We start from the raw sequence: 23,627 nt of genomic DNA on the forward strand, positions 1-23,627 counted from the left end.
CTAGAGCAGGAACCCGTCGAGGACACTCCGACTGCCCGAGAGGCCCAGCCGGGTCGCGCCGGCGTCGAGCATCGCCGCGGCATCCTGTGATGTCCGAATGCCGCCGCTCGCCTTGACCTGGAGTCGATCCCCGACCGTCTCGGCCATGATCCGCACGGCATGCGTCGTCGCTCCCCCGGACGGGTGAAATCCCGTGGAGGTCTTCACGAAATCGGCTCCGGCGGCCTCGCTCGCCCGACATGCCGCACGGATCGCCTCGGCACCGGAGTGCTCTTGCAGCGCCGCGGACTCGATGATGACCTTGAGGGTTGCCGCCGGCACCGCACGCCGGACCGCCTCGATATCGGCCTGCACCGCCGCGAAGTCACCGGCCACCGCCGCACCCACGTCAATCACCATGTCGATCTCGGTCGCACCTGCCGCCACCGCTAGCGCCGCCTCATGTGCCTTGATGGACGAAAGATGCTTTCCCGACGGGAATCCCACCACCGCCGCGACAACCAACCCCTTGGCATCCACAGGCAGCATCGACGGTGACACGCATACCGCCAGCACCCCGAGATCGGTGGCCTCCGCGATGAGGGCCCGCACATCATCGGGCGTCGCTTCGGGCTTGAGCAGAGTGTGGTCGATGAGCGCGGCCACCTCCCTCCGTGTGGGCCAAACCGCTGGCGTGCCTGCCGAATCCGTCATGGGCTCAGTCATAGAGCTAGCGTCGCATACATGACCTCCCAGCATGAGCGTGCGGTCGCGTTCGCGGCCCTTCATCAGTCCGGGACGTTCGTGGTCCCCAACCCATGGGATGCCGGTACCGCACGCATCCTGACCGGCTATGGCTTTTCCGCATTGGCCACCACCAGCGCCGGTCTGGCTTTCGCACTGGGGAGGCATGACGGCGCCAACCTGATCAGCCAACACGAGACGCTGGCCAATGCAGCGGCCATCGCAGCGGCCACTCACCTCCCCGTCTCGGCCGATCTGGAGAACGGCGGGCCCGACATTGGAGACATCGCCGCGACCATCCGCACGGCAGCAGCAGCGGGACTCGTCGGCGGGTCCATCGAGGACGCCACCGGACGGCCCGACGCCCCGATCTACCCGCTGACGGAAGCGGTGGACCGCATCACCGCCGCAGTGCACACGGCGCGCGATCTGCCGTTTCCATTCACGCTGACGGCCCGCGCCGAGAACTTCCTCTACGGCCGGCCGGATTTGGCGGACACCATCGCCCGGCTGATCGCATACGCAGAGGCGGGCGCCGATGTGGTGTATGCGCCGGGCCTTCCCGATGCCGACGCCGTTCGCGCCGTATGCGCGGCGGTAGATCGCCCGGTCAATCTCCTCGCCACGGGGTTCGTGCTGAATCACTCGGTCGAGGAGATCGCGCAGTGGGGTGTGCGCCGGATCAGTCTCGGGTCAGCGATGGCACGCGCAGCACTGGGAGCATTCGTCGACGGCGCGCGGGAGATCGCACAGCACGGCACCTTTGGATTCGTGAATGATGCAATCCCCTACCGCGAAGCCAACGCTCTGTTTCCGTAGACCTGTTGCCGCCCCTGGGCTTTCCACACAGAATTATTGGATAGCCTATCCTTATATCCATGGAACGTCCCTGGCCAGTGCTCTACCGCCATGTCGCCCCCGACCCTTCGGTGCCCGCGCCTCCTGCCGCAGTGCTCCCCAGCCCGTTCGGCCTGCGACTTGTGGACCCTGATAGCGATGACACGGCGCTGATTGCCCGATGGATGCGCCAGCCGGCACTGGTCAACGGCTGGGAGCAGGACTGGCCGGACGAGCGCTGGTACGACCAGCTCAAGGCTCAGGTCGAGGGCACCTACTCGCACCCCTACCTGGTCCTGTTCCGCGATGAGCCCGTCGGCTACTTGGAGTTTTATCGTGCGGCCCAGGACTCCATCGGAGAAAAGTACGCCGCCGACCCATATGACCTGGGCATACACGGTGCAATCGCCAACGAGGCCATGGCCAGCAAGGGCTTCATGGTCATGATCCTGCCCAAGATCATCAAGAGCTTCTTCGAGCTAGAACCGCAATGCAAGCGGGTCATGTTCGACCCCGAGTACCAGAACTTCGAAACCCGCAGGGTCTTCGAACACATCGGCTGCGCCTTCCTCGGGGAGCACCAAATGCCCAACCGCCGAATGGCGCTGTACACCACGCCGAGAACCCCGGCGGATATACCCGCGCCTCTGACCTAAACGCCCAAGGAGCGGTAGCCGTCGACATCGGGTTTCATGGTGGCGGCAACGAACTCCCAGAGCGTCTCGTCGGTACCGCCGCCCACCCGGGCCAGCTTCATATCGCGCCACCAGCGGCCGACCGGGGTCTCGTCGATCAAGTATCCCGAGCCACCGAAAATGTGCAGGCACTCGGACAACACTTCTTCGCCGAGCCGCGCAGCCGTGACCTTTGCGGCCGCCGCGGTACGCAGGTTCATCTCACCTGTCGCTGCGATGCCCTCAAGCGAATAGCGCATCATGTCGACCCTGGACTGCAGATCCGCGATACGCAGGCGCAATGCCTGGTGCCCCAGGAGCGTGCTGCCGAACTGCACGCGGTCCATCATCCGGGCAATGGTGACCCCGAGGGCCTTCTCGCAGAGCGCGACCACCTGGGCCGCAATGCCGAGCCGTTCGTGGGACAGCCCCCAGCTGATCGCAGCGAGCCCTGCGCCCGGGCGGGCGATCAGTGCATCCGAAGGAACCCACGTGTCGATATCGACCGGCGCGGTATCGAGTGGTCCCGCGCTCAGCTTGCGGTATCGCTCGTGCACCACCACCTGGGCGGTCGGCACCAGCAGCAGCATCACGTTCCCGTGCTTGCTGGCGCCATCGGCGCTGCGGGCGACGACGACGATGTGATCGGAGATCGGGCCGAGTGAGACGAACTTCTTACTGCCCCGCACGTGATAACCGCCGTCGACGCTGCGGGCCAAGGTCTCCGAAATCTGGAGATCAGACCCGCCGGCCTCCTCGGAAGCGCCGATGCACAGCACCGCCTCACCGCGGATCGCCTGCTCGGTAATCTCACGCAGGTAATCGGTCCTGCCGAATCGGCGCAAGATGGAAATCGCAGAGTCATGCAAGCTCGCGCCGATGCTGATTCCGATCGAACCGAGCCCACCGAGCGCAAAGCCCAAAGCGACAAGCTTCGCCACGTCGGGGAGCGCCCCGGACGACCACTTGTCGGCGAACACACCGGCGCGGCCAAAGTGTTCGATGAGCGCGCGGGGGAACCGCTCGGCCTTCTCCGCTTCGGCCACCCACGACTTCACTTCGTCATCGATGACCGAGCTCAGCAGCGCGCGGAAACCGTCCGTAGACAGCGAGGCGGCCACCTTGTTCTCTGGATCGGCCAGAGTCATCGCAGACCTCCACCCGTCTCGATAAGACGCTTGACCTCGAGACGCCGCAGCTTGCCCGAGGTCGTGATGGGCAGATCACCCGGAGTCACGAACACCACCTCGGAGGGCACGACCCCGCAATCGGCGGTGACCCGCTGGACCACCTGCCTGCGCGCCGCGTCAAAGTCGGTGCCTTTGTACTCGACGGCCAGCGCAAGCCTCGGGCGGACGCCGCCTTCGTCGAGTCCCACCGCGGCAACTCTGCCTGCCCGCACCCCTTCGACCGATGCGGCTGCCCGCTCGACGTCGGTGGGGTACACATTGCGCCCGGCAAGAACAATGAGTTCCTTGAAGCGGCCGACCACGACCAGATCGCCGTCATGAAAATAGCCCAGGTCACCGGTGTTGAACCACTCGTTCTTGCCGATCGCCGGGCTGCCCAGATAACCGTTCATCATGCAGGCGCCCTTGATTTCGACCTGCCCGACTTCCCTGCCGCTGATCGCCGGTACCTCGCGCGCGGCGGGCACCACCCGGACCTCCATCCCGTCGAACGCGGAGCCGACCAGTGCGTACCTGCGAGGGGCCTGACCACCATCCGGGGTGGCGACGAGCACGTCATCAGATCTCGCCCCGACGCCGGGCCGGGTCATGGTCACGACACACGTCCCCTCCGCCAGGCCCCAAGCCGCTACCGCCGCGCCCGGAGAGAAACCATGGGGAGTCGCCGCCGCGAGGAAGCGCTCGAAACCATCGCAGTTGATCAGCTCGGCCGCACTGACGGCCGCACGCAGCTTGCCGAGGTCGACTCCGCGGTCAATCTTGTCGACGTACCGGCCAATGATGTCGTAGGCGAAGTTCGGCGCCATCAGATATGTCGCGCCGCTCTCGGTGAGCCAATCGAGCCACCTGATCGGCGAGGCCGCAAAGGCGCTATTCGGCGCCAGCCACAGCGGCATGCCCGTCCACAGCGAAGCTAGCAACGTGATCAGGCCCATATCGTGATACAGCGGCAGCCAGCTGCAGGTCAGGTCTTCCCCAGTCAGCTCCGCGCGGCGCACCATCGCACTGACATTGCTCATGACAGCGCCCCGAGAGAGGACGGCGGTCTTCGGCGTGCCGGTGGAGCCGGAGGAGTTCTGCAGGACCGCCGGCGTGGTGTCGTCCCCGGTCTGCACGGGGGTGAAGGACTGCGGCCGGGGCCTCGCACCGACCTGCGCGACGTCCTCGATCCGGATGCTGGACTCCACTGCACGCAGCTGCTCCAGCTCCCGGCCATTGCTGTAGATGGTGCGCACACCGATGGCCGCGCAACGCTCCAAGGTCGTATGCGCCCAGCGGTCCAGGTCCGCACCGCGCACCAGGCCGGGGAAGAACGACACGCTCGTGCCGGCGAGCCAGGCGCCCTGGACACTCGCCACCAAGTCGACGGTCGGATTGCCGATCAGTCCCAGCGCACCCACTGGTCCGTTCGCGTTGTCGAGCAGGTCGACGGCGACGGTCTCCGCGCGTGCGTGCACCTCGGCCCACGGGAACCGATGCCATTCTCGCGTCGCGCCGTCCATGACCACCAAATCGGCGGACGAGGACAGCATCGAATGGGAGACCTTCTCCGCCAATGTATTGCCTTGCACTGCATGCACATTCGCTGTGATAGTCATGACTCTCTCTCCCGCCTTCTAGGTCCGTGAACTTCTACTCGGCGAGCGCACTGCTGATTGGGGTCGAGGCCTTAACCTGCCCGTCCGAGACCATGTCGACAAGGTCGCCGAAGGAGTCACAAACGAGTAGCTGATCCTCCGTGAGCGTGACGCCGAACTGCTCCTCAATGAGGACGAGGCCAAGCGCGAATCCCACCGAATCGAGTCCAAGATCGTCGATCAACAACCTGTCGCGGGTGATCTCATCCGCGCTGACCGCAAGCTCTCCGCGCAGGATCTTCTCTAGTTTCTCGGCGACATCGGTCGACATGAGTGTTCTCCTTGTGGCTCAAATACAGGTGGGTACCAGCGCTCAGCGGCACCGAACCCCACAACCGGCATTAGGTAAGCCAAACCTACTATCTCGACAGGTCGGTCGGGGGGCTACCGGTTGGCGCCCACACGACCAGAGCGGGAGTAATCCCGAACGCGCAGCCGCGTGAGAACACCCGCGCGGGCGCATGAGAAACACTCATCCGGACGAACAGGATGGGCGACACCGTGGCGCCTTGATCAATGCCACGCGCGGCCGCAACAGGCAGGAGCTGTCAACAATGCCCAACGGGCTCGATGTATGACTAGCCCGCGGGGATCAGTCCAACGACTCCGCTGCACATCTGGCGGAAGTTGACGATCCCGAAAATACTGCCGCCGGGGACGAACTGACATCCGGAGCGCCCGGCGTTAGGTCCGCTGCCCCCGCCACCGCATTCGGGCCATGCGTCAATACCCTGCGACTGCAGGACATTCTCGGCAACGGCAATCTGCTGTTCGCGTGATGCTTCGGCAGGATTTCCGACGCCACCGTGGGACGACCAGGTGGAGGGCTTGAATTGCAGGCCGCCGTAAAAGCCGTTTCCGGTATTTGCGGCCCAGTTTCCGCCGGATTCACATTCGGCGATCGCGTCCCAATTCACGGAGTCTGCCGACGCGACGCTCGCGGTCATGGACAGCGACATCACGAACAGCACATTGACGATCAGGAACACCGCACGCCTGTCACGTACCCAGTGCGCCCTGTCCATGACGACCTTCATGTCACTGCACCCCGATCCTCTGTTCCCGCCGAAACCGCGTGGTGCGCGATGCACCACCTGCCACGCCGGTCGTGATCAGATTGTGATCACTGTTGTAATCGTTACTCACGGGGTGTGCGTTACGCAAGCGGAGAATGGTAAGAAAAGTTGCCAGTGGGCCGCCTGAGACTTTAGCGTTTTCTTATTTCCACCAATAACATCGAGATCACCCAGTGGTCTCGGGGGAATTACACATTTGTAATTCGGGCGCGCAATTGATAAACATCACAGCGCAATGTGCCGCCTACAAGCGACACGCTATGAGCACCTACCCAAGCCTGCGGGTCTTGTCGCTCGGCGACGGACAGATCGGCGCCTAAACCTCGGGCCCACCGGGGTTGCACTGCGACACCGTCATCAATGTCGCGTCAACCGCGGGCCGCCAAGGCTCCAGGTTCCAGCTCGTCTTGTTGGGGATGAAAACCCGGCCGTACCAATGGCAATCGAACTGCATCCGCATACCCGGCGACTGCGCATCAGGGGCCAGCGCGACGACCTCGGACCATGCGATATCCGCGCCATCGGGCGCCTCGTACGTACGCCCCAGCGGCGTCGGATAGACACGCAAGGTCCGACCCAAAGACGTTGCCGCCCAAGACACATGATCGACAAGCGCGGGCTCTATAGCGGCCGCAGGCACTACATTCATCGCCAGCAGCGCGGCCGTCAGCGTGGCCGACACGGCCGCGCGATATCTCACCGAGACTTGCCCTGGACCTCGAGCACTCGTGGACGAACGTCGACGAAGTACACGCCGGCCGCTACCGCGGCGATCCCAGCACTCAGCAGCTCTATCCCCGGAATCAGGGTGAACACGGCCGCCGCGGCGAGGATGACTATCCAGGTGGTCTTGGTCTGCTTCTCTGCCGCCACAAACGCATCTGCGGGCTGGATCGCGGCGTGAACCAGGGCAACGATCGCCGCGACGAGGGCGATGAGCGATATTAGCGCGAAGACATGAAAAGAGAAAGCCACCCGATCAGCCTACGTGGCTGATCGGGTGGCCGTCAGAGCAGGAACTGCCTACTTCTGGGTGATCGTGCGGGTCGCGGTCTTCTTGGCCGGAGCCTTCTTGGCCGGAGCCGCCTTCTGGACCGCGGCCTTGACCGGGGCGGCCTTCTTGGCGGGGGCCGCCTTCTTGGCCGGAGCCTTCTTGGCGGGGGCCGCCGTCTTGGCCGGAGCCTTGGCGGTCAGGTCGATACCGACCAGCTTGGCGGCACGCTCACCAACGGCGCGGGTCCGGCTGGACACGGTGCCCAAGGCCTGCTCGGTCAGCTCGCGGGTGCTGTCGACCAGCTCCTCAGCCTTGGCGACGTTCTCCTCGATACCGGCAGTGCTGCGCAGGCGCTCGATGGCCTCTGCACCACGCTCGGCCAGCTCGTTGTACACGTCGGTCACGGCCTGCAGGTAGTCATCGACGACCTTGCGCAGCTCGTCCGGAGTGAACCGGTCGCGCAGTTCATTGACATCGGTGGGCAGGTCGGCGCCCAGCTCGCGCAACCGGTCGCGGGTCTCCTCGACACGTGCACCGGCCTCGGACGCGGCCTCCTCGGCGGCCTCACGCAACCGGGTGACGGCATCGGTGACCGTGGTCAGGGCCAGGTCACCGGCGCCGATGGCGGCGTAGAACGGGGTCTTCAAATCGTCGAGCTTGGGGTTCTTCTTGTTCATTCCAGATTCCTTTCGGGGATGGGGAAAGTTATTCAGTTGTCGCCAGAAGATTCGGGGGCCGATTCGGCTGCATCCACCTGACTATCGGTGATTTGCTGCACAAAAGAGGCATACACATCGAGCAGCACTTGCTTCTGCCGCTCGGTAATGACGGTATCGGCAATGATGGCGTCCCGTACCGGGCTGGCATCACTGCGATCCAAAATGCCAGCACGCACGTACAACACCTCCGCCGAAACCCTTAGTGCCTTTGCGATTTGGTTGAGAACCTCCGCAGAAGGCTTGCGCAGACCGCGCTCGATCTGACTGAGGTACGGATTGCTTACACCGGCCTTTTCGGCCAGTTGGCGCACCGAGACCTGAGCGGCCTCGCGTTGCGCTCGGATAAAGCCTCCGATATCGGAGGCGGCGTTGCTCACCACAACAGCGAGATCTGATTCCTGCGGCATAAGAACCACCGTAAGCTGCACTGCTAGCTATTGCAAGCACTTCTGTTAGCGATGTGGGCCATGTCACGCCACACCGGGAATACGCACGTGAGGCCCCGATCAGAAGAGAAAGTGAGCCACCGTGTAGATCACCAAACCGGCCAGCGAACCCACCACCGTGCCATTGATCCGAATGAACTGCAGGTCGCGGCCGACATGCAATTCGATCCGGCGACTCGCCTCATCGGCATCCCAGCGTTCGATCGTCTCGGTAATAACGGCCGTGATCTCCGCACCGAATTGCTCGACCAAATGGCGTGCCGCCCGCTCCACCCAACTGTCGACCTTGTCGCGCATGGACTCGTCATCACGCAATGTCTCCCCGATCCGCACGATCGTGTCGGCGACGCGGGTCCGTAGCTCGCTGGACGGATCATCGACGGATTCGGTGAGCATCTTCTTGGCCGCCGACCAGGCAGTGGCCGCCGCCTTCTGCACTTCCTCGCGGGCCATCAACCTGGCCTTGATCGCCTCGGCCTTGGCGATGGTGAGCTCGTCGTACTGCAGGTCGTCGGCGAACTCGAACAACAGCCTGTTCACGGATTGGCGCAGGTCGTGATCGGGATTGCGGCGCACCTTGTCGGTGAAATCCACCAACTCACGGTAGATACGGTCGCCGACGAAGTGATCGACGAACTTCGGCGTCCAGTTCGGCGAGTCTCGCAGTACCACGCGGTCTATGGTGTCGCTGGCACCCAGTGCCCACTCGAAGGCCCGGTCGCACAGCAGCTGAATCACCGGAGCGTGCCGATCCTCTTTGAGCACGCTCGACAGCACGCGGCCCACCGGTGGACCCCACTTGGGCTCCGCAATTCGGCGGACGATGATGCTGTCGATGGCCTGTTGCACGTCCTCGTCGCGCAGCATCTGCGCGCCGACCCGAAGCACCGTGGACGCCTCGGCCGCGACCCGCTCGGCATGCGACCGATCACTCATCCACTTACCCAGCCGGCCCGCGATCTGCGCATCGCGCACCTTGGTGGTGATGACGGTGGGCGACATGAAGTTTTCTCGGACGAAGTTCCCGAGCCCCTCGCCCAGCTGATCCTTCTTGCGCTTGATGATCGCTGTATGCGGGATCTTTAGCCCAAGCGGATGCCGGAACAACGCGGTAACAGCAAACCAGTCGGCAAGCGCGCCGACCATACCCGCCTCTGCGGCCGCCCCGACATAACCCACCCAGCCCGGCGCACCCACCGACTGCCACCAACGGCATGCCAGAAACAGCACGGTGGCCCCGAGTAGGAACCCCGCGGCCACGGCTTTCATCCAACGAAGCTGCTTCCCGCGCTCCTCGTCGACGGCCGAATTCCCCATCGCGAAGACGCCGCCGGATGATTTCCGCGCACGCGGCTGATCGGTGTGCTTTCCTGCCACGTCTCCATCATCCGGCATCGAGCGCGTTGCGCACCCCCAACCGGCCCGTCAAGTAGTATCGGTTACAGATAACTAGGGAAATATGGCGATAACTGTGGCAAGTAAAACCCAGCCTGCGGCAATCAAGACAGATGGTCGCAAGCGCCGCTGGCACAAGCACAAGGTGGAGCGGCGTACCGAGTTGGTAGACGGCACCCTGGATGCCATCAGGCATCGCGGGCGCGATATCAGCATGGATGAGATCGCCTCCGATATCGGCGTATCCAAGACGGTGCTCTACCGGTACTTCGTTGACAAAAACGATCTGACCACGGCCGTCATGACCCGGTTCGCACAGACCACCCTCATCCCCAAGATGGCTGCGGCCCTGTCGGCCCGCCTCGACGGCTACGACCTCACTCGCACGGCGATCAAGGTGTACGTCGAGACGGTGGCTGCCGAGCCGGAGATCTACCCGTTCGTCATGGCGAACAGCTCCACCAGCCGCAGCAAGGCCATCGCCGACTCCGAACGCATCATCGCCCGCATGCTTGCCTTATCGCTACGCCGCCAGATGGCCGAAGCATCCATGGATACCCACGGCGTGGAGCCGTGGGGCTACATGATCGTCGGCGGCGTCCAGCTGGCCACCCACTCGTGGATGTCGCATCCCCGGATGACATCCGATGAACTCATCGACTACCTGACGATGATTTCCTGGAACGCGGTACTGGGCATCGTGGGCGTGGGTGGCTCGCGGGAGAAGTTCGTCGCCATGCCGCACCCGTCGCCCGTTCCCCCACCGCCTGAAGTGCGTTGAACCCAAACGGTGTAGGCCAATCCGGCTAGGGTCAGTCGACATGGCCCTCAGGATCGACACGTCTGCACTGCGTTATCAACCCGGCATCACATTCGCCGACGTCGATTCCCGTTCCACTCCCGGGTTCGACGGGTCACGCGAGGACGGCGAAGCCCTCCAGGCCGAGCTGTCCGAACGCCTCGGGCTACTGCAAGAAATGCTGTACGCCAACGGACGCAGCGGAGACCACCGCGCGGTGCTGCTGGTATTGCAGGGGATGGATACCTCCGGTAAGGGCGGTATCGTCAAACATGTTGTTGGACAAGTTGATCCACAAGGTATTGAGCATGCGAGCTTCGGCGTGCCGACCGCGGAGGAGCGCAAGCACCACTATCTGTGGCGTATCCGCAATGCACTGCCGGCGGGTGGGCAGCTCGGCGTTTTCGATCGTTCCCACTACGAGGACGTCTTGGTGGTGCGCGTGCACGACCTGGTTCCGCCGGAGGTCTGGGGTGCCCGATACGACGAGATCAATGCCTTCGAGAAGGAGCTGACCGAGGCCGGGATGACTCTCCTCAAAGTCGCCCTGGTGGTGTCGCTCGACGAGCAGAAGCAGCGCCTCGCCGAGCGGCTGGACCGCCCCGACAAATACTGGAAGTTCAATCCGAACGACATCGACGAGCGCGCGTTCTGGCCGGCTTACCAGGAGGCGTATCAGGCGGTGCTGGAGAAAACGAGCACCGAGTACGCGCCTTGGCATGTCGTGCCGTGCGATCGCAAGTGGTTCAGCAGGCTTGCGGTCACCGCACTTCTCGACGAGACACTGGACGGCCTAGATCTCGCATGGCCGCCCGCCGATTTCGATATTGAGGAACAGAAGCGCCGTCTCGCGCAAGCGTGAGACTTTAGCGGCGCGGTAAGTCCCGCTATTTGACCAGCGTGAACTGACCAACGTTGGTGATACCGCGCCGGAAGAAGTCCGCGCAGCCGGTCAGGTACTTCATGAAACGGTCGTAAACCTCTTCGGACTGAACCTTGATAGCTTCCTCGCGGCGCTGCTCGAGGTTCTCGGCCCAAATGTCCAGGGTCTTGGCGTAATGCGGCTGCAGCAAATGCACCCGATCCAGGGTGAACCCCGATCCAGCGGCAAGTTTCTCGATATCCTCCACCGCGGGCAACTGTCCGCCGGGGAAGATCTCCTTACCGATGAATTGCATGAATTTCAGATCGCTAATGGTAAGTGGAATACCATTCTCGCGGAAGAACTGCTGAGTGTGCGCAAGAATTGTGTGGAGTAACATCCGACCGTCATTGGGAAGAATGTCGTAGGCGCGTTCAAAAAATATCGGGTACCGCTCCTGCTTAAATGCCTCGAATGCACCGATCGTGACAATTCGGTCGACTTTATCGCTGAATTCTTCCCAACCCTGCATGCGAATATCGGCGGTGCGACCGGTTTCCTCGGCCACCTTCGCTAAACGCTTACGGCTGTATTCGCTCTGATTCTTGCTCAGGGTGATACCGACGACGTTGACGTCAAACTTTCGCATCGCCCGATCCAGGCAGGCGCCCCAGCCACAGCCGATGTCCAGCAGGGTCATCCCGGGCTCCAGGTTGAGCTTGCCGAGGGCGAGGTCGAACTTCGCGAACTGAGCCTCTGCGAGAGTCAAATCCTCGGGCTCGAAATACGCGCAGGTATAGCCCATCGTCTCTTCGTCAAGGAAAAGACCGTAGAATTCGTCCGAAATGTCGTAGATGGACTGAGATTCCTCGTAGTACGGCTTCAGATCGGACATCTGTTAGAGCACCTAATTCCCATCACCATCGGCATTCTTGCACTGGACGGCAGACTAGCATGGCCGACTGTGCCTACCTCTTAGGAACGGCGACCGCCCAGTCCAGCTGATCCAACAACGCCCTGGCTGCCGTCTCGACCTCTCCAGCATCCTCGGTGAACCCCACTACGCGCAAGGTCGCGTCGGCCAATGCCTCCGGAGCGATCGAATCCCCATCGGCCCGGAGCATGATGACCGACTCGACGAGCCGGAAGGGCAAGCGCTCCACCCCCTCGCGGACCATATCCGCGCGGCAGACCGCCGCGGCCAGATCCTGATAGTGAGCGCGCAGCTGATCACGTTTGCGCCGAAATGCCACGAATCGCTCGGCTCGCAGATCCGGTAATAGATAGAGAGCACCTAGGTTCCATCGGCTCGCCGCCAGCTGGGCGGCGTCGGCAAGCGCCAGCGCGTATAAGCGCACGATTGGCGGCTCCGGTCGATCGGCGATCAGCGCCGCGTAGTAGAGCGGCTGGTCGATCGTCATCGCCAGCAGCGCATCGAGGATGTCGTCCTTGGTCTTGAAGTGGTAGTAGAGCGAGGCCTGCTGAACACCCACCGACTCTGCGATGCGCCGAGTGGTGGTGGCCGCGAACCCGTCGGCGGTGAACAACTCGGCGGAGGCATCGAGGATCTCGTCGCGAGTGGTGTTCCCCTCGCGAATCGGACTGATACGCCGCGGCCGCCCTGACATCTGCCGACCCTATCCATCTTCTAGTCGACAAGTCCTCGGCAACGTCCCGATTCCATTGCACGGTGAGCGTTTCGTCATCACCCCGACATCTGCGCAACCACAATGTTACACCGCGCCCGCGTTCCGAAACGGCACGGTCACCCGTGCGTACCGGCCACCCGCCAGACTTACTTACCTATCGCTTGACAGATATTTCTCCCCACATAGACGTGGGTTTTACCGACCACACAGGGCACAGAATGTGTTGCCCGAAGACCTACCCGGGAGTGCCCATGAACGCCCTGACGGCCACCGACTCCGCGGCCCGGACCGCGACGAGCATCGCCGGTTCCGACTCCGATGATCTCGCCGCGTTCGGCTACAAACCCCAGCTACACCGAAGCCTTGGCAAATTCGCATCCTTCGCGGCGGGGTTCTCGTTCGTCTCGATCCTGACGACGATCTTCCAGCTGTTCGCATTCGGGTTCAGCTTCGGCGGCCCGGCCTTCTTCTGGACCTGGCCGATCGTGTTCGCCGGGCAGTACATGGTCGCGCTGAACTTCGCCGAGCTGGCCGCGCGCTATCCCATCTCCGGTGCCATCTACCAATGGGCACGCCGCCTCGGCGGTGCCGTGGTGGGCTGGTTCGCCGGCTGGTTCATGATCATCGCCCAGATCGTCACCGCGTCCGCAGCGGCCATCGCCCTGCAGGTCGTCCTGCCAACCATCTGGAGTGGATTTCAGATCATCGGCACCGACCCCTCGTTGACCAGTGTCAGCGGCGCGTCGAACGCAGTGCTGCTCGGATCCCTGCTGCTGGTCGCGACCACCGCCATCAACGCCGTCGGCGTCAACTGGATGTCCCGGATCAACTCGATCGGCGTCACCTGCGAGATAGTCGGTGTCATCGCCGTCGTCGGCATGCTGTTCGCCCACGCCGAGCGCGGCCCGGGGGTAGTGCTGCACACCGGCGATGCCGGCAGCGGGTACCCGTGGGCGTTCCTGGCGGCCGGGCTCATGGCCGCCTACGTCCTCGTCGGATTCGGGTCGGCCAGCGAGCTGGCCGAGGAAACCCGCAACCCGCGTCGGGTCGCCCCCCGCACCATCTTGTCCGCGATCGTGGTCTCGGCGATCGGCGGCGCACTGATGATCTTGGGCGCACTGATGGCCGCACCCAGCCTCACCGACGGCCAGCTCGCCACCGGCGGTCTGCCCTATGTATTGGATAGCAAGCTGGCATCGCCGTTCGGAACTCTGCTGCTCGTCGATGTCGCGATCGCGGTATTCGTCTGCACTCTCGCCATCCAGACCGCGGCCTCCCGGCTCATGTTCTCGATGGCCCGCGACGGCAAGCTGCCGTTCTCGTCGGTGCTGTCCCGGGTGAACACCCGCACCGGCACCCCCATCGCACCGGCCGTCGTGGTCGGGCTCTGCTGTGTGCTGATCCTGGTGGTGAACTTCGGCAACGCTGCGTTGTTCACCAGTCTGTGCAGCGTCTGCATCGCATTGATCTACCTGGCCTACCTGATGGTTACCACACCCTTGTTGTTGCGCCGCTTCGGGATCGGCGGAAGCAAGTGGGATGGCAACAAGGACCAGACCGATGCCGATGGACGAAAGCTCTTCTCACTCGGCCGGTTTGGACTACCTATCAATATCCTCGCCGTCGCGTACGGGGCCTTCATGGTGCTCAACCTGTCCTGGCCACGCGCCGCTGTCTTCGACCCGACGGGTGCACACCCCTACTTGGTGTGGATAGCCCCGCTCTGTATTGCCGCGGTGCTGATCGCCGGGATCTTGGCCTACCCCCGGGCCTACCCGTGGCGCAAGCCTCTTTCCCCGCGAGCAGACACGTAGTGCACACAAAAGCCCAGGATGCGTGTGCATTGAGCGTCTGCTCGCCAGAAGAAACTTAGGAGATATCCGCTATGACCACCGCTACCACCAAAGGTGCGCGGGACCACGCCCGCTCCCAGGCAGGTCAGATCACCGACGCCATGCCGGTGCTGCCCGCCTCGAGCTGGCCCTGGACCCTTGATGACGTCGACCCGTTGACACTTACCTGGGCCGAGACCATCCCCGGTGGCCGGTACGCCACCAAGGTGCTGGGCCGCGGCACCCGGCTGCGGCTCACCGACGTCACGGGCTCCGCGTGTGTGAGCGTGGTGCTGCTGCGCGCCGATGCCCCATGGGAGCGGCTCAACGTAGCCGACACCGTCAAAGTGCCGTGGCAGGCCTATCTCGGCACCGGGCATCCGCTGCTCTCAGATCAGGGCCGGGTATTGGCCACCATCGTCGCCGATAGTTCCGGACATCACGACACTTTCTGCGGGACCAGCACTCTGACCGCGAACACCGCCAAATACGGTGCGGGTGAACTCTATTCGAGAAGCCCGGCCGGACGCGAACTGTTCACGCTGGCCGGAGCCAAGCACGGGCTGGCTCCGCGCGATATCGGCCCGTCGGTGTCGTTCTTCCACGGGGTCCGTGCCGAGGCCGATGGCGCGCTGCGCAGTAGCGGCACCGCCGGCCCACAGGCCGCCGTGGATCTGCTGATCCACCTGCCGGTGATCGCATTGCTGGTCAACACCGCACATCCGCTCGACCCCTCGGAGACCTTCGACACCGGCCCTGCCCAGGTGTTGGCCTGGCCGGCACTGGATGAGTTGGTCGACCTTCCCAATAAGGAACCGGAATATCAACGCGCCGTACTCAATACCGAAGATGCCTGGGCCGCGGCACAGAACGGAGATTCCCTGTGACAAGCAAGGTCCTCGATGAGATAGTTCCCGCACGCGCACCCTGGAGCGCCGTTGTCGCTGCGGGTGACGTGTTGACGATCATCGACCTGAAGGGCAACCAGGCCGTCGACACCCTGCTGTACTCAGCAGCCGATACCGCGGTGCGCTACTCGGCGCAGGCAACCATCGCCGCGCAGGGAAACCTGTTTCTGCGCACCGGAACCGTGCTGCGCGCCGAGGACGGCAGCGCGTTGATGACCATCGTCGAGGATGAGGTGGGCAGTCACGACACCATCGGCGGTGCGTGCTCGCAGGAATCGAACACTCTGCGCTACGGGCATCACACCAAGCACCAACACGCATGCGTCGAGAACTTTCTGCTGGAAGGCGCCAAATGGGGCCTGGGCAAGCGAGATCTGGTGTCCAACATCAACTTCTATATGAATGTCCCAGTGGACGAGGACGGCACGCTCGGCATCGTCGACGGCCTCTCCGCACCGGGTAAGAAGATCAAGCTCCGCGCCGAGGTCGACACCCTGGTCCTGGTGTCGAACTGCCCGCAGATCAACAATCCGTGCAATGGGTTCGATCCCACCCCGGTGCAGATGGTGGTGGACAGCGCATGAGAACCATGTCTGATCCTCTTCGCGCAAGCGGCTCATCGGTGTCCGTCACGACACCCGGCATGTTGACCACGGTGCAGGACTGGCCCGGCCGCACCGGGTACTGGCAGGTGGGTGTGCCGCCGTCCGGCCCGATGGACGACCTGTCGTTCCGGCTGGGCAATCGTGCCGTCGGCAATCCCGAGGGCGCCGCGGGTCTGGAGGCGACACTCTCCGGCCCCACACTACGTTTCACGGACGAGACCCTCGTCTGCGTTACCGGTGCACCGGTAACGCAGATCTCCGTCAACGGTCGGCCGGTTCCCCAGTGGCGTGCCGTCACCGTTCCCGCTGAGGGAACACTCGCAGTAGGTGCCGCCGCAGATACCGGGATGCGGATCTACATACTGATCGCCGGCGGCATCTCGGTTCCCGAATTCCTGGGCAGCGCGTCCACCTTCACCCTCGGCGGATTTGGCGGTCCCGCGGGGCGCGCCCTGGCCGCCGGAGACGTCCTCACCCTCGGCGAAACCGATGGCACTGAACCGCAATGCATTCCCGGTACCGCCCAGCCGGCGATCGGCCACCACTGGGAGCTCGCCGTCACCGAGGGGCCGCACGGCGCACCTGATTTCTTCACCCGCGGCGATATCGACGAGCTGTTGTCGACCGCTTACGAGGTGCACTTCAATTCCGATCGCACCGGGGTGCGCCTCATCGGCCCCAAGCCCCATTGGGCGCGCGCCGACGGTGGAGAGGCCGGCCTGCACCCGTCGAACATTCACGACAACGCGTACTCGATCGGCGCACTGGACTTCACCGGCGACACGCCGATTCTGCTGGGTCCGGACGGCCCCAGCCTGGGTGGTTTCGTCTGCCCGGTCACGGTGGTGTCTGCCGACCGGTGGAAGCTGGGCCAGCTGCGCGCCGGCGACACTTTGCGATTCATCCGGATCGAAGCCGCTCGTAGCGCATCGTTGCGCTCGATCGGTATCGACCGGCGCGGGCATTGGCCCTCGGTGTTCTCCACCCAGGGCGACGGCGATGACGGCGTGCTCGCGTATCGTCCGGCTCGCGACAATGCACCCGATATGACGTACCGCCGCAGCGGCGACGACAACGTCTTGGTCGAATATGGTGATATCACACTGGATTTGGCGCTACGTGCACGCGTCCACGCGTTGCATCAACGGCTGGAGGACACCCACACCACCGGGATCGTCGATCTGACACCGGGTATCCGGTCGCTACAGGTGCATTTCGATCCCGACAGACTGCCGATGGGCAAGGTGCTGGGGCTACTGGACGATATCGACGAGCATCTACCGGCCTCCGATGAGCTCGTCGTGCCCAGCCGCCGGGTGGCCATGCCGCTCTCCTGGGATGATCCGTCGGCCAGAGAGGCGATGGAACGCTACCGCCTGGGCGTACGCGCGGACGCACCCTGGATGCCGTGGAATATCGAATTCATCAGGCGGATCAACGGTTTGGACACCGTTGATGACGTGTATCGCACGGTGTACGACGCGTCCTACCTGGCACTCGGGCTGGGCGATGTGTATCTGGGTGCGCCGGTGGCGACCCCGGTCGATCCCCGGCATCGGCTCGTCACCACCAAGTACAACCCCGCGCGCACCTGGACACCGGAGAACGCCGTCGGCATCGGCGGGGCCTACCTGTGCATATACGGCATGGAGGGTCCCGGCGGATATCAGTTGGTGGGGCGGACCGTGCAGATCTGGAACCATCGGCATCCGGAGAACGCCGGAGTATTCGAGCCCGGAACACCCTGGCTGCTGCGATTCTTCGACCAGATCAGCTGGTACCCGGTGAGCGCCGAGGAGCTGCTCGAGCTGCGTGATGAGTTGGCCACGGGACGCGGCAACGGCGGTGTCACGATCACCGACGGTGAGTTCTCCATGGCGGAGTACTCGACGTTCCTTGCCCAAAATGCGACGTCAATAGGCGAGTTCCGCAACCACCAGCGCACGGCATACGCCGTCGAACGTGAAGCATGGAGTACCGCGGGCGAATTCGCCCGGGTCTAGCAAGTGAACGCCCCGAACCCCTCGCAAGCGAATACCGGGGCGTGCCACGTTGCTGTCCGAATTAACCATCCCGAATGATCTTGGTCAATACACTTGGACACGCAGTCTTTTTGCGCAACCGAAGGTAATGACTTTGGCGAATGAATTTGGTCCGTTCGTGAAGACCGCACGCGAGCGGCACGGGATGACTCAGCTGGGTCTGGCACAGGCCACGGGGTTCAGCCTGCGGTGGATACAAGGCGTCGAGTCGGGGGTACCGCCCAGTGCCAGAGGACTGAAATCCCTCGCAGAGGCCCTGCAACTGCCACAGTGGGAGAGTGGATACCTGCACCTCCTCGTGCACAAACCGCCGCCGGTAACGATCATGAGCGCCCCTCCCGCGGATATCTCCGACTACCTCGAATCGCTGAACCCGAACCCCGCGGCATTTCTCACACCCGCATGGACGGTGATAAACGCCAATTCGGAGTTCTTGAGACTCTTCAAGGGGCTGTGGATTTCGCCGAACTTCTTGTACTGGCACTACATCGGACGGCGCACTCCCGAGATCATTCTCGATTGGCAGTCCTCATCGGACTGGCTGATCGCCTGGCTACGCCTGAATATGGCGATCGCCCCCGAGGATCCGGATCTCACCGAGACGATCGAGAAGCTCTTGAAGGTCGCCACCTTCGTTCAACAGTGGGAAAACAACGTGATTCCCGCAGACCCGTCGGCACGTCAATGGACGGTGTGCGATATCGACAACTCCGCTGTACTGAACATCGATATGCGTATCTGGCGAGCCGGCTTGTCCTCCGGGATCATGCTGTTGGGCGCTGTGCGGGAAACCGATCCCGCATGAGCCCGCGCACCAGATCCAGGGTCTGCGGGTCCTGCACGATGCTCAGCGCCTGGAACTGGCGGTTGACGGTCCCGAAAAGTTTTGAGCCACCCAAGTTTTCGTAGACATGCTGTCCGTGCGCCAGCGGAATGTAGAACTCACTGCTGCCGTGGATCACCACCGCCGGGCAGGTGACCCGCCCCAGATTCTCCGTGATGCCCGGCCGGCCCAGCCACGCGTCCGCCATCGCCTGCACCTGCTGCCAATCCGCGCTGCGCCACCGGTCCATCAAGTCCGCGGCCGCCTGCGATGACCCGGTCGCAGCCTGCGCAATGCGTGCGAACTCGGAGGCCTGCGGCCCGAACTCCTTCCATTGCGCCAGACCGACACCCAGTGAGGCGATTTCGCCGGGATCGGTGGCATACGCAGTGGGACCGACGAGCAGCAGACCCGCCACCCGGTCCGGATCCAGCAGCGCAGCGTGCAGCGCGATGGTGGCACTGAGAAGCTCACCGGCGAAGATCGCCCGCTCGATCCCCAGGTCGGACGCCAAACCCAAAGCGTCCTTGGCACATTCGATGAGCGTGAACGGCTGCCCGTCGAACTCTGTCGCACCGTGACACCGCTGGTCGAAGGTCACCACCCGATAGCCCTCCCCCGCCAGCAAGTGTGCCAACGGAGCCATATGGACAGCGTCCAGAAACATCGGGTGCGAAAGCAGGATGGGCGACCCGTCGCCGCCGCTGTCGGTGTAGTGGAGGGACTGACCGTTCACCAAGACCGAAGGCATGGGCCGACGCTATCCCCCGAATGCAGCGAGGGCATACCGTACGCACACAATCGGGCTCAGATTGTGCGTACGGTATGCCCTCGCCGTGTTGGTCGGTTTAGGTGGCTACTTGGCCTTGTACTCGTAGAACCCGACGCCGCTCTTCTTGCCGAGACGTCCGGCCTCGACCATGCGCAGCAGCAGCGGCGGGGCCGCGTACAGCGGCTCCTTGTACTCGTCGTACATCGAGTCGGCGATGAGCTTCAACGTATCGAGGCCCACCAGATCCGAAAGGCGCAGCGGACCCATCGGGTGCGAGAGCCCGGCCACGACGGCCTTATCGATGTCTTCGACTGTGGCAAAACCGGATTCGGCCATCCGGATGGCGGCCAGCAGGTACGGAACCAGCAGGAAGTTGACCACGAAGCCGGAGCGATCGGCAGCGCGCACCACCTGCTTGCCCAGCACCTCGCTCGCGAAGGTCTCCGTGCGTGCCGCGGCAGCGGGCGTGGTCACCAGTGTCGAGATCAGCTCGACGAGCGGCAGCACCGGCACCGGGTTGAAGAAGTGCAGACCCAGTACACGGCCCGGATTCTTGGTCGCTGCAGCGATTTTCATGATCGGGATGCTGGAGGTGTTCGATGCGAGAACCGCATCGGGATCGGCGATCACCTCGTCCAGCTTCGCGAAGATCGAAGCCTTGATGGACTCGTCCTCGATGACCGCCTCGATGACAAGCTGGCGGTCGGAGAAGTCGGCCAGATCGGTGGTGAACCTCAGGTTGGCGACGGCGGCATCGCGCTCGCGCTCGGTGATCTTCCCAGCGGAGACGCCGCGATCCAGGGATTTACGGACCCGGCCTTCACCGGCCTGCGCCAGCTCGGAGGTGGTCTCGAACACCAGCACGTCCACACCGGCACGTGCCGATACCTCGGCGATACCCGCACCCATCTGTCCGGCGCCGATAACCCCTACGCGCGTAATTCCGTCCGTCATTTTTTGAACTCCTGAAGTAGACACAGTTAGTTTTCGCGATCCATAAGCACACAGGCCCCGCCCAACGGGATACGTGGGCGGGGCCTGTGCTGTCAACTCAGTGGGTCACACCGAGAGTCTTGACGTGGGCGCTTAGCCCGGCTAGATGAGGGCTTAGTGGCCTAGAGACCTAGTGGAACTGGCCCTCTTCGGTCGAGCCCTTCAGCGCCGCGGTCGAGGTGTTCGGGTCCACGGTGGTGGCGACCCGGTCGAAGTAACCGGCGCCGACCTCACGCTGGTGCTTGGTGGCGGTGTAACCACGGGCCTCGGCCGCGAACTCGCGCTCCTGCAGGTCGACGTAGGCGGTCATGCCCTCACGGGCGTACCCGTAGGCCAGGTCGAACATCGAGTAGTTGAGCGCGTGGAAGCCGGCCAGGGTGATGAACTGGAACGTGAAGCCCATGGCGCCCAGCTCTTTTTGGAACTTGGCGATGGTGGAGTCGTCCAGGGCTTGCTTCCAGTTGAAGGACGGGCTGCAGTTGTAGGACAGCAGCTGGTCCGGGAACTCGGACTTGACGGCTTCCGCGAACTTGCGGGCGACCGCCAGGTCCGGCACGCCGGTCTCCATCCAGATGAGATCGGCGTACGGGGCATAGGCCTTGGCACGCGCGATACAGGGCTCGATGCCCTTCTGCACGTTGTAGAAGCCCTCGGCGGTGCGCTCACCGGTGACGAACGGCTGGTCGCGCTCATCCACATCGGAGGTGATGAGGGTGGCGGCCTCGGCATCGGTACGAGCGATAACGACGGTCGGGGTGCCGGCGACGTCCGCGGCCAGGCGAGCGGAGGTCAGGGTGCGGACGTGCTGCTGGGTCGGGATGAGCACCTTGCCACCGAGGTGGCCACACTTCTTCTCCGAGGCCAGCTGGTCCTCCCAGTGGGTACCGGCGGCACCCGCGGCGATCATGGCCTTCTGCAGCTCGTAGACGTTCAGCGCGCCACCGAAGCCGGCCTCACCGTCGGCGACGATCGGCACGATCCAGTTGTCGATGCTGGTGTCACCCTCGACGCGGGCGATCTCGTCGGCGCGCAGCAGGGCGTTGTTGATGCGGCGCACGACGGCCGGCACCGAGTTGGCCGGGTAGAGGCTCTGGTCCGGGTAGGTGTGGCCCGAGAGGTTGGCGTCGCCGGCGACCTGCCAGCCGGACAGGTAGATGGCCTTGAGGCCGGCACGGACCTGCTGCACGGCCATGTTGCCGGTCAGCGCGCCCAGCGCGTTGATGTAGGAGCCGTCGCCCTTGGTGACGCCGTCCCACAGGATCTCGGCGCCGCGGCGCGCGAGGGTGTTCTCTTCGACGACGCTGCCCTGCAGCTCCTCGACCTGAGCCGCGGTGTAGTCGCGGGTGATGCCCTTCCAGCGGGGGTTGGTGTCCCAGTCCTGCTGGATTTCAGCCGCGGTGCGCGGCTTGCCGACATTCGACATTGGTGCTCCCTCTGATACTTGCCCTGACGTTTGGCTGTCGCTGACAGATTGTTAACGCTCAGGCATGTTCACTGTGTTGACTGTTACGACGATGGCACAGACCATCTGCGCAGGTCCACCCATTTCGGATGCCAATTTCAGCTAGGCATTGACGGGCTTTTGCTAACTTTGCGAAGCGGCTAATCGTACGCTCGTACTGTTGCTACTGGGCGGTAACCAACAATGCCCTGTTCAGAACGCTCGTACTGTTAAACGACCGACGCCGTGTCTAGTTACCGAGCGAATATCGAGGCGAGGGCCTTCACCTCGTCGCCAACCACATATGTGAGCGTTGTAACACTGCGACCGGGCACTCCGAACTCGGCTCCGTCCTCGTAGACGTTGGTGATGATCTCAAGCTTGTCCCCCAGCGAAACCGCCGAATCGTGCTCGATGCTCACCCGATACGGGCCAGACAGCAGCTCCGGGTGCCGCGAGAGGTGGTCCTCGACGATGCTCCAGTACACGGAGTTATTCATGTGGTCGAACAGATCCATATCGGTGAACCGCACCGGAAAGTCCCGGATATCCGTCGCGGTCTCGCGACTCCCGCGTTTGTTGTACGACTTCCACCGCAACCGGTCGACATCCGTGGTGGAGGCGACGGTGGCGAGGAAGTCGTCCTCGATGCGGGACGGACCCTGGGTCTCGCGGCTGACGTGAATCCAGAATGCCTCGGACTCCACCAGCCCCCCATCTCGACCGTCGAGCCGCACCCGCATCTGACACCACCGATTGGACGTGGCCGAGCACCAACGGCGTAGCCATAGCGCCTCCGTGAACTCGATGGGCTTGATGACGTCGATCATGGTGCGCCGCACGATCCACAGTGGGTGGCTCTCCTCGGCCTCGACCGCGCGGAGGTGATCCTGCCCGACGTCCTGGATATGCCGCGCGGCCCCGTCCAGCCGCAAGCGCCCGTCCTTGTCGATATCGGCCATGCGGACGGGCCAACGGCCCTCATGGACATGCGGGTGCGCGTGCGGAACGGGCATCATGTCCTTGTCGAGGCCGGTGCTGACTTCCACACTCACAGGTCGATCCTTTCGTGGGGCCACGCCGACTCCGGCACGACAGAAAGCGCGTCCCACGCGCCTCCTTTGCAATCCATCGTCCCATACGCGAAACAGACACATTCCAATCGGCGTGTCACATAGTTTTCCCTTGTCTCCCAAATCATTTGAAGCAG

At 63.6% G+C, this 23,627-nt stretch carries 25 protein-coding genes; 9 read left to right on the forward strand and 16 right to left on the reverse strand.

Annotation, left to right across the window (positions count from 1 at the left end):
- Complete coding sequence (deoC, locus tag AB0H22_RS04720; protein ID WP_358145106.1) at window positions 1–705, reverse strand: deoxyribose-phosphate aldolase; 705 nt, start codon at window positions 703–705, stop codon at window positions 1–3.
- An 18-nt stretch (window positions 706–723) separates the two neighbouring features.
- Between deoC and AB0H22_RS04725 the strand changes: the two genes are divergently transcribed.
- Entirely contained in the window at window positions 724–1,542 is an 819-nt protein-coding gene (locus AB0H22_RS04725; protein WP_180748912.1) for an isocitrate lyase/phosphoenolpyruvate mutase family protein, read from the forward strand.
- A gap of 59 nt (window positions 1,543–1,601) precedes the next feature.
- Window positions 1,602–2,216 carry a GNAT family N-acetyltransferase gene (locus AB0H22_RS04730; protein WP_180748913.1) on the forward strand — a complete coding sequence of 205 codons (615 nt, stop codon included), beginning with the start codon at window positions 1,602–1,604 and terminating at the stop codon, window positions 2,214–2,216.
- On the opposite strand, the gene AB0H22_RS04735 is transcribed toward AB0H22_RS04730, so the two are convergent.
- The 9 genes from AB0H22_RS04735 to AB0H22_RS04775 all read right to left on the reverse strand — a co-directional run bounded on the left by AB0H22_RS04735 (window position 2,213) and on the right by AB0H22_RS04775 (window position 9,691).
- Entirely contained in the window at window positions 2,213–3,382 is a 1,170-nt protein-coding gene (locus AB0H22_RS04735) for an acyl-CoA dehydrogenase family protein (RefSeq protein ID WP_180748914.1), read from the reverse strand. The genes AB0H22_RS04730 and AB0H22_RS04735 overlap by 4 nt on opposite strands.
- Window positions 3,379–5,022 carry a long-chain-fatty acid--ACP ligase MbtM gene (gene mbtM, locus AB0H22_RS04740; protein ID WP_180748915.1) on the reverse strand — a complete coding sequence of 548 codons (1,644 nt, stop codon included), beginning with the start codon at window positions 5,020–5,022 and terminating at the stop codon, window positions 3,379–3,381. Before mbtM ends, AB0H22_RS04735 begins: the two co-directional genes overlap by 4 nt.
- A 34-nt stretch (window positions 5,023–5,056) precedes the next feature.
- Window positions 5,057–5,332 carry an acyl carrier protein gene (locus tag AB0H22_RS04745; RefSeq protein ID WP_358145109.1) on the reverse strand — a complete coding sequence of 92 codons (276 nt, stop codon included), beginning with the start codon at window positions 5,330–5,332 and terminating at the stop codon, window positions 5,057–5,059.
- A gap of 307 nt (window positions 5,333–5,639) precedes the next feature.
- Window positions 5,640–6,098, reverse strand: a complete 459-nt coding sequence (locus AB0H22_RS04750; RefSeq protein ID WP_358145111.1) for a transglycosylase family protein — start codon at window positions 6,096–6,098, stop codon at window positions 5,640–5,642.
- Between the two features lie 355 nt (window positions 6,099–6,453).
- Window positions 6,454–6,819 carry a DUF2599 domain-containing protein gene (locus AB0H22_RS04755; protein WP_358146066.1) on the reverse strand — a complete coding sequence of 122 codons (366 nt, stop codon included), beginning with the start codon at window positions 6,817–6,819 and terminating at the stop codon, window positions 6,454–6,456.
- Between the two features lie 14 nt (window positions 6,820–6,833).
- Window positions 6,834–7,112 (reverse strand): DUF2516 family protein, encoded by a 279-nt coding sequence (locus tag AB0H22_RS04760; RefSeq protein WP_180748918.1) that lies wholly within the window; start codon window positions 7,110–7,112, stop codon window positions 6,834–6,836.
- A 48-nt stretch (window positions 7,113–7,160) separates the two neighbouring features.
- Window positions 7,161–7,808, reverse strand: a complete 648-nt coding sequence (locus tag AB0H22_RS04765; protein WP_358145113.1) for a heparin-binding hemagglutinin — start codon at window positions 7,806–7,808, stop codon at window positions 7,161–7,163.
- Window positions 7,809–7,840: 32 nt separating this feature from the next.
- A complete protein-coding gene (locus AB0H22_RS04770) occupies window positions 7,841–8,257 on the reverse strand; it encodes a helix-turn-helix transcriptional regulator (RefSeq protein ID WP_180748920.1) in 417 nt (138 codons plus the stop codon).
- Between the two features lie 99 nt (window positions 8,258–8,356).
- Complete coding sequence (locus AB0H22_RS04775; RefSeq protein WP_358145115.1) at window positions 8,357–9,691, reverse strand: DUF445 family protein; 1,335 nt, start codon at window positions 9,689–9,691, stop codon at window positions 8,357–8,359.
- Window positions 9,692–9,755: 64 nt separating this feature from the next.
- On the opposite strand from AB0H22_RS04775, the gene AB0H22_RS04780 reads away from it, so the two are divergent.
- Complete coding sequence (locus AB0H22_RS04780; RefSeq protein WP_180748922.1) at window positions 9,756–10,472, forward strand: TetR/AcrR family transcriptional regulator; 717 nt, start codon at window positions 9,756–9,758, stop codon at window positions 10,470–10,472.
- 40 nt (window positions 10,473–10,512) lie between these two features.
- Complete coding sequence (locus tag AB0H22_RS04785; RefSeq protein WP_180748923.1) at window positions 10,513–11,352, forward strand: polyphosphate kinase 2 family protein; 840 nt, start codon at window positions 10,513–10,515, stop codon at window positions 11,350–11,352.
- Window positions 11,353–11,377: 25 nt separating this feature from the next.
- Here the strand turns inward: AB0H22_RS04785 and AB0H22_RS04790 are convergent, their stop codons facing one another.
- Both AB0H22_RS04790 and AB0H22_RS04795 read right to left on the reverse strand, forming a co-directional pair.
- Window positions 11,378–12,247, reverse strand: a complete 870-nt coding sequence (locus tag AB0H22_RS04790) for a cyclopropane mycolic acid synthase family methyltransferase (RefSeq protein ID WP_358145118.1) — start codon at window positions 12,245–12,247, stop codon at window positions 11,378–11,380.
- Between the two features lie 73 nt (window positions 12,248–12,320).
- On the reverse strand, window positions 12,321–12,980 hold the full coding sequence (locus AB0H22_RS04795; RefSeq protein WP_180748925.1) for a TetR/AcrR family transcriptional regulator: 660 nt from the start codon (window positions 12,978–12,980) through the stop codon (window positions 12,321–12,323).
- A 272-nt stretch (window positions 12,981–13,252) separates the two neighbouring features.
- Here AB0H22_RS04795 and AB0H22_RS04800 point away from each other — a divergent pair, with 272 nt between their 5' ends.
- The 5 genes from AB0H22_RS04800 (at window position 13,253) to AB0H22_RS04820 (ending at window position 19,193) form a co-directional block, all read left to right on the forward strand.
- Window positions 13,253–14,815: an amino acid permease gene (locus tag AB0H22_RS04800; RefSeq protein WP_358145119.1), complete on the forward strand. Its 1,563-nt coding sequence runs from the start codon at window positions 13,253–13,255 to the stop codon at window positions 14,813–14,815.
- Window positions 14,816–14,886: 71 nt separating this feature from the next.
- Window positions 14,887–15,720: an urea amidolyase associated protein UAAP1 gene (locus AB0H22_RS04805; RefSeq protein WP_358145121.1), complete on the forward strand. Its 834-nt coding sequence runs from the start codon at window positions 14,887–14,889 to the stop codon at window positions 15,718–15,720.
- Window positions 15,717–16,325 (forward strand): urea amidolyase associated protein UAAP2, encoded by a 609-nt coding sequence (locus AB0H22_RS04810; RefSeq protein WP_358145123.1) that lies wholly within the window; start codon window positions 15,717–15,719, stop codon window positions 16,323–16,325. The genes AB0H22_RS04805 and AB0H22_RS04810 overlap by 4 nt, the downstream gene beginning before the upstream one ends.
- Before the next feature lie 38 nt (window positions 16,326–16,363).
- Complete coding sequence (locus tag AB0H22_RS04815; protein ID WP_358146068.1) at window positions 16,364–18,349, forward strand: 5-oxoprolinase/urea amidolyase family protein; 1,986 nt, start codon at window positions 16,364–16,366, stop codon at window positions 18,347–18,349.
- Window positions 18,350–18,482: 133 nt separating this feature from the next.
- Complete coding sequence (locus AB0H22_RS04820) at window positions 18,483–19,193, forward strand: helix-turn-helix domain-containing protein (RefSeq protein ID WP_358145125.1); 711 nt, start codon at window positions 18,483–18,485, stop codon at window positions 19,191–19,193.
- Here the strand turns inward: AB0H22_RS04820 and AB0H22_RS04825 are convergent.
- The 4 genes from AB0H22_RS04825 to AB0H22_RS04840 form a co-directional block, all read right to left on the reverse strand.
- Window positions 19,153–19,962 carry an alpha/beta hydrolase gene (locus tag AB0H22_RS04825; RefSeq protein WP_358145127.1) on the reverse strand — a complete coding sequence of 270 codons (810 nt, stop codon included), beginning with the start codon at window positions 19,960–19,962 and terminating at the stop codon, window positions 19,153–19,155. The two genes, AB0H22_RS04820 and AB0H22_RS04825, sit on opposite strands and share 41 nt — an antisense overlap.
- A 105-nt stretch (window positions 19,963–20,067) precedes the next feature.
- Window positions 20,068–20,937 (reverse strand): 3-hydroxybutyryl-CoA dehydrogenase, encoded by an 870-nt coding sequence (locus AB0H22_RS04830; RefSeq protein WP_358145129.1) that lies wholly within the window; start codon window positions 20,935–20,937, stop codon window positions 20,068–20,070.
- Window positions 20,938–21,106: 169 nt separating this feature from the next.
- On the reverse strand, window positions 21,107–22,399 hold the full coding sequence (gene aceA, locus AB0H22_RS04835) for an isocitrate lyase (protein WP_180748933.1): 1,293 nt from the start codon (window positions 22,397–22,399) through the stop codon (window positions 21,107–21,109).
- Between the two features lie 272 nt (window positions 22,400–22,671).
- Window positions 22,672–23,436, reverse strand: coding sequence for an acyl-[acyl-carrier-protein] thioesterase (locus AB0H22_RS04840; protein WP_358146070.1), 765 nt, complete (start codon window positions 23,434–23,436; stop codon window positions 22,672–22,674).
- Window positions 23,437–23,627 lie beyond the last annotated feature (191 nt).

Source organism: Mycobacterium sp. NPDC050853, from assembly GCF_040653875.1.
In the GTDB taxonomy this organism is placed as follows: Bacteria; Actinomycetota; Actinomycetes; order Mycobacteriales; family Mycobacteriaceae; genus Mycobacterium.

What these genes read in the sequence shown, in the direction of transcription:
- deoC (WP_358145106.1), bottom strand. Translation starts at nt 705, where the DNA reads ATGACTGAGCCCATGACGGATTCGGCAGGCACGCCAGCGGTTTGGCCC.
- AB0H22_RS04725 (WP_180748912.1), top strand. Translation starts at nt 724, where the DNA reads ATGACCTCCCAGCATGAGCGTGCGGTCGCGTTCGCGGCCCTTCATCAG.
- AB0H22_RS04730 (WP_180748913.1), top strand. Translation starts at nt 1,602, where the DNA reads ATGGAACGTCCCTGGCCAGTGCTCTACCGCCATGTCGCCCCCGACCCT.
- AB0H22_RS04735 (WP_180748914.1), bottom strand. Translation starts at nt 3,382, where the DNA reads ATGACTCTGGCCGATCCAGAGAACAAGGTGGCCGCCTCGCTGTCTACG.
- mbtM (WP_180748915.1), bottom strand. Translation starts at nt 5,022, where the DNA reads ATGACTATCACAGCGAATGTGCATGCAGTGCAAGGCAATACATTGGCG.
- AB0H22_RS04745 (WP_358145109.1), bottom strand. Translation starts at nt 5,332, where the DNA reads ATGTCGACCGATGTCGCCGAGAAACTAGAGAAGATCCTGCGCGGAGAG.
- AB0H22_RS04750 (WP_358145111.1), bottom strand. Translation starts at nt 6,098, where the DNA reads ATGAAGGTCGTCATGGACAGGGCGCACTGGGTACGTGACAGGCGTGCG.
- AB0H22_RS04765 (WP_358145113.1), bottom strand. Translation starts at nt 7,808, where the DNA reads ATGAACAAGAAGAACCCCAAGCTCGACGATTTGAAGACCCCGTTCTAC.
- AB0H22_RS04770 (WP_180748920.1), bottom strand. Translation starts at nt 8,257, where the DNA reads ATGCCGCAGGAATCAGATCTCGCTGTTGTGGTGAGCAACGCCGCCTCC.
- AB0H22_RS04775 (WP_358145115.1), bottom strand. Translation starts at nt 9,691, where the DNA reads ATGCCGGATGATGGAGACGTGGCAGGAAAGCACACCGATCAGCCGCGT.
- AB0H22_RS04780 (WP_180748922.1), top strand. Translation starts at nt 9,756, where the DNA reads ATGGCGATAACTGTGGCAAGTAAAACCCAGCCTGCGGCAATCAAGACA.
- AB0H22_RS04785 (WP_180748923.1), top strand. Translation starts at nt 10,513, where the DNA reads ATGGCCCTCAGGATCGACACGTCTGCACTGCGTTATCAACCCGGCATC.
- AB0H22_RS04790 (WP_358145118.1), bottom strand. Translation starts at nt 12,247, where the DNA reads ATGTCCGATCTGAAGCCGTACTACGAGGAATCTCAGTCCATCTACGAC.
- AB0H22_RS04795 (WP_180748925.1), bottom strand. Translation starts at nt 12,980, where the DNA reads ATGTCAGGGCGGCCGCGGCGTATCAGTCCGATTCGCGAGGGGAACACC.
- AB0H22_RS04800 (WP_358145119.1), top strand. Translation starts at nt 13,253, where the DNA reads ATGAACGCCCTGACGGCCACCGACTCCGCGGCCCGGACCGCGACGAGC.
- AB0H22_RS04805 (WP_358145121.1), top strand. Translation starts at nt 14,887, where the DNA reads ATGACCACCGCTACCACCAAAGGTGCGCGGGACCACGCCCGCTCCCAG.
- AB0H22_RS04825 (WP_358145127.1), bottom strand. Translation starts at nt 19,962, where the DNA reads ATGCCTTCGGTCTTGGTGAACGGTCAGTCCCTCCACTACACCGACAGC.
- AB0H22_RS04830 (WP_358145129.1), bottom strand. Translation starts at nt 20,937, where the DNA reads ATGACGGACGGAATTACGCGCGTAGGGGTTATCGGCGCCGGACAGATG.
- aceA (WP_180748933.1), bottom strand. Translation starts at nt 22,399, where the DNA reads ATGTCGAATGTCGGCAAGCCGCGCACCGCGGCTGAAATCCAGCAGGAC.
- AB0H22_RS04840 (WP_358146070.1), bottom strand. Translation starts at nt 23,436, where the DNA reads ATGATGCCCGTTCCGCACGCGCACCCGCATGTCCATGAGGGCCGTTGG.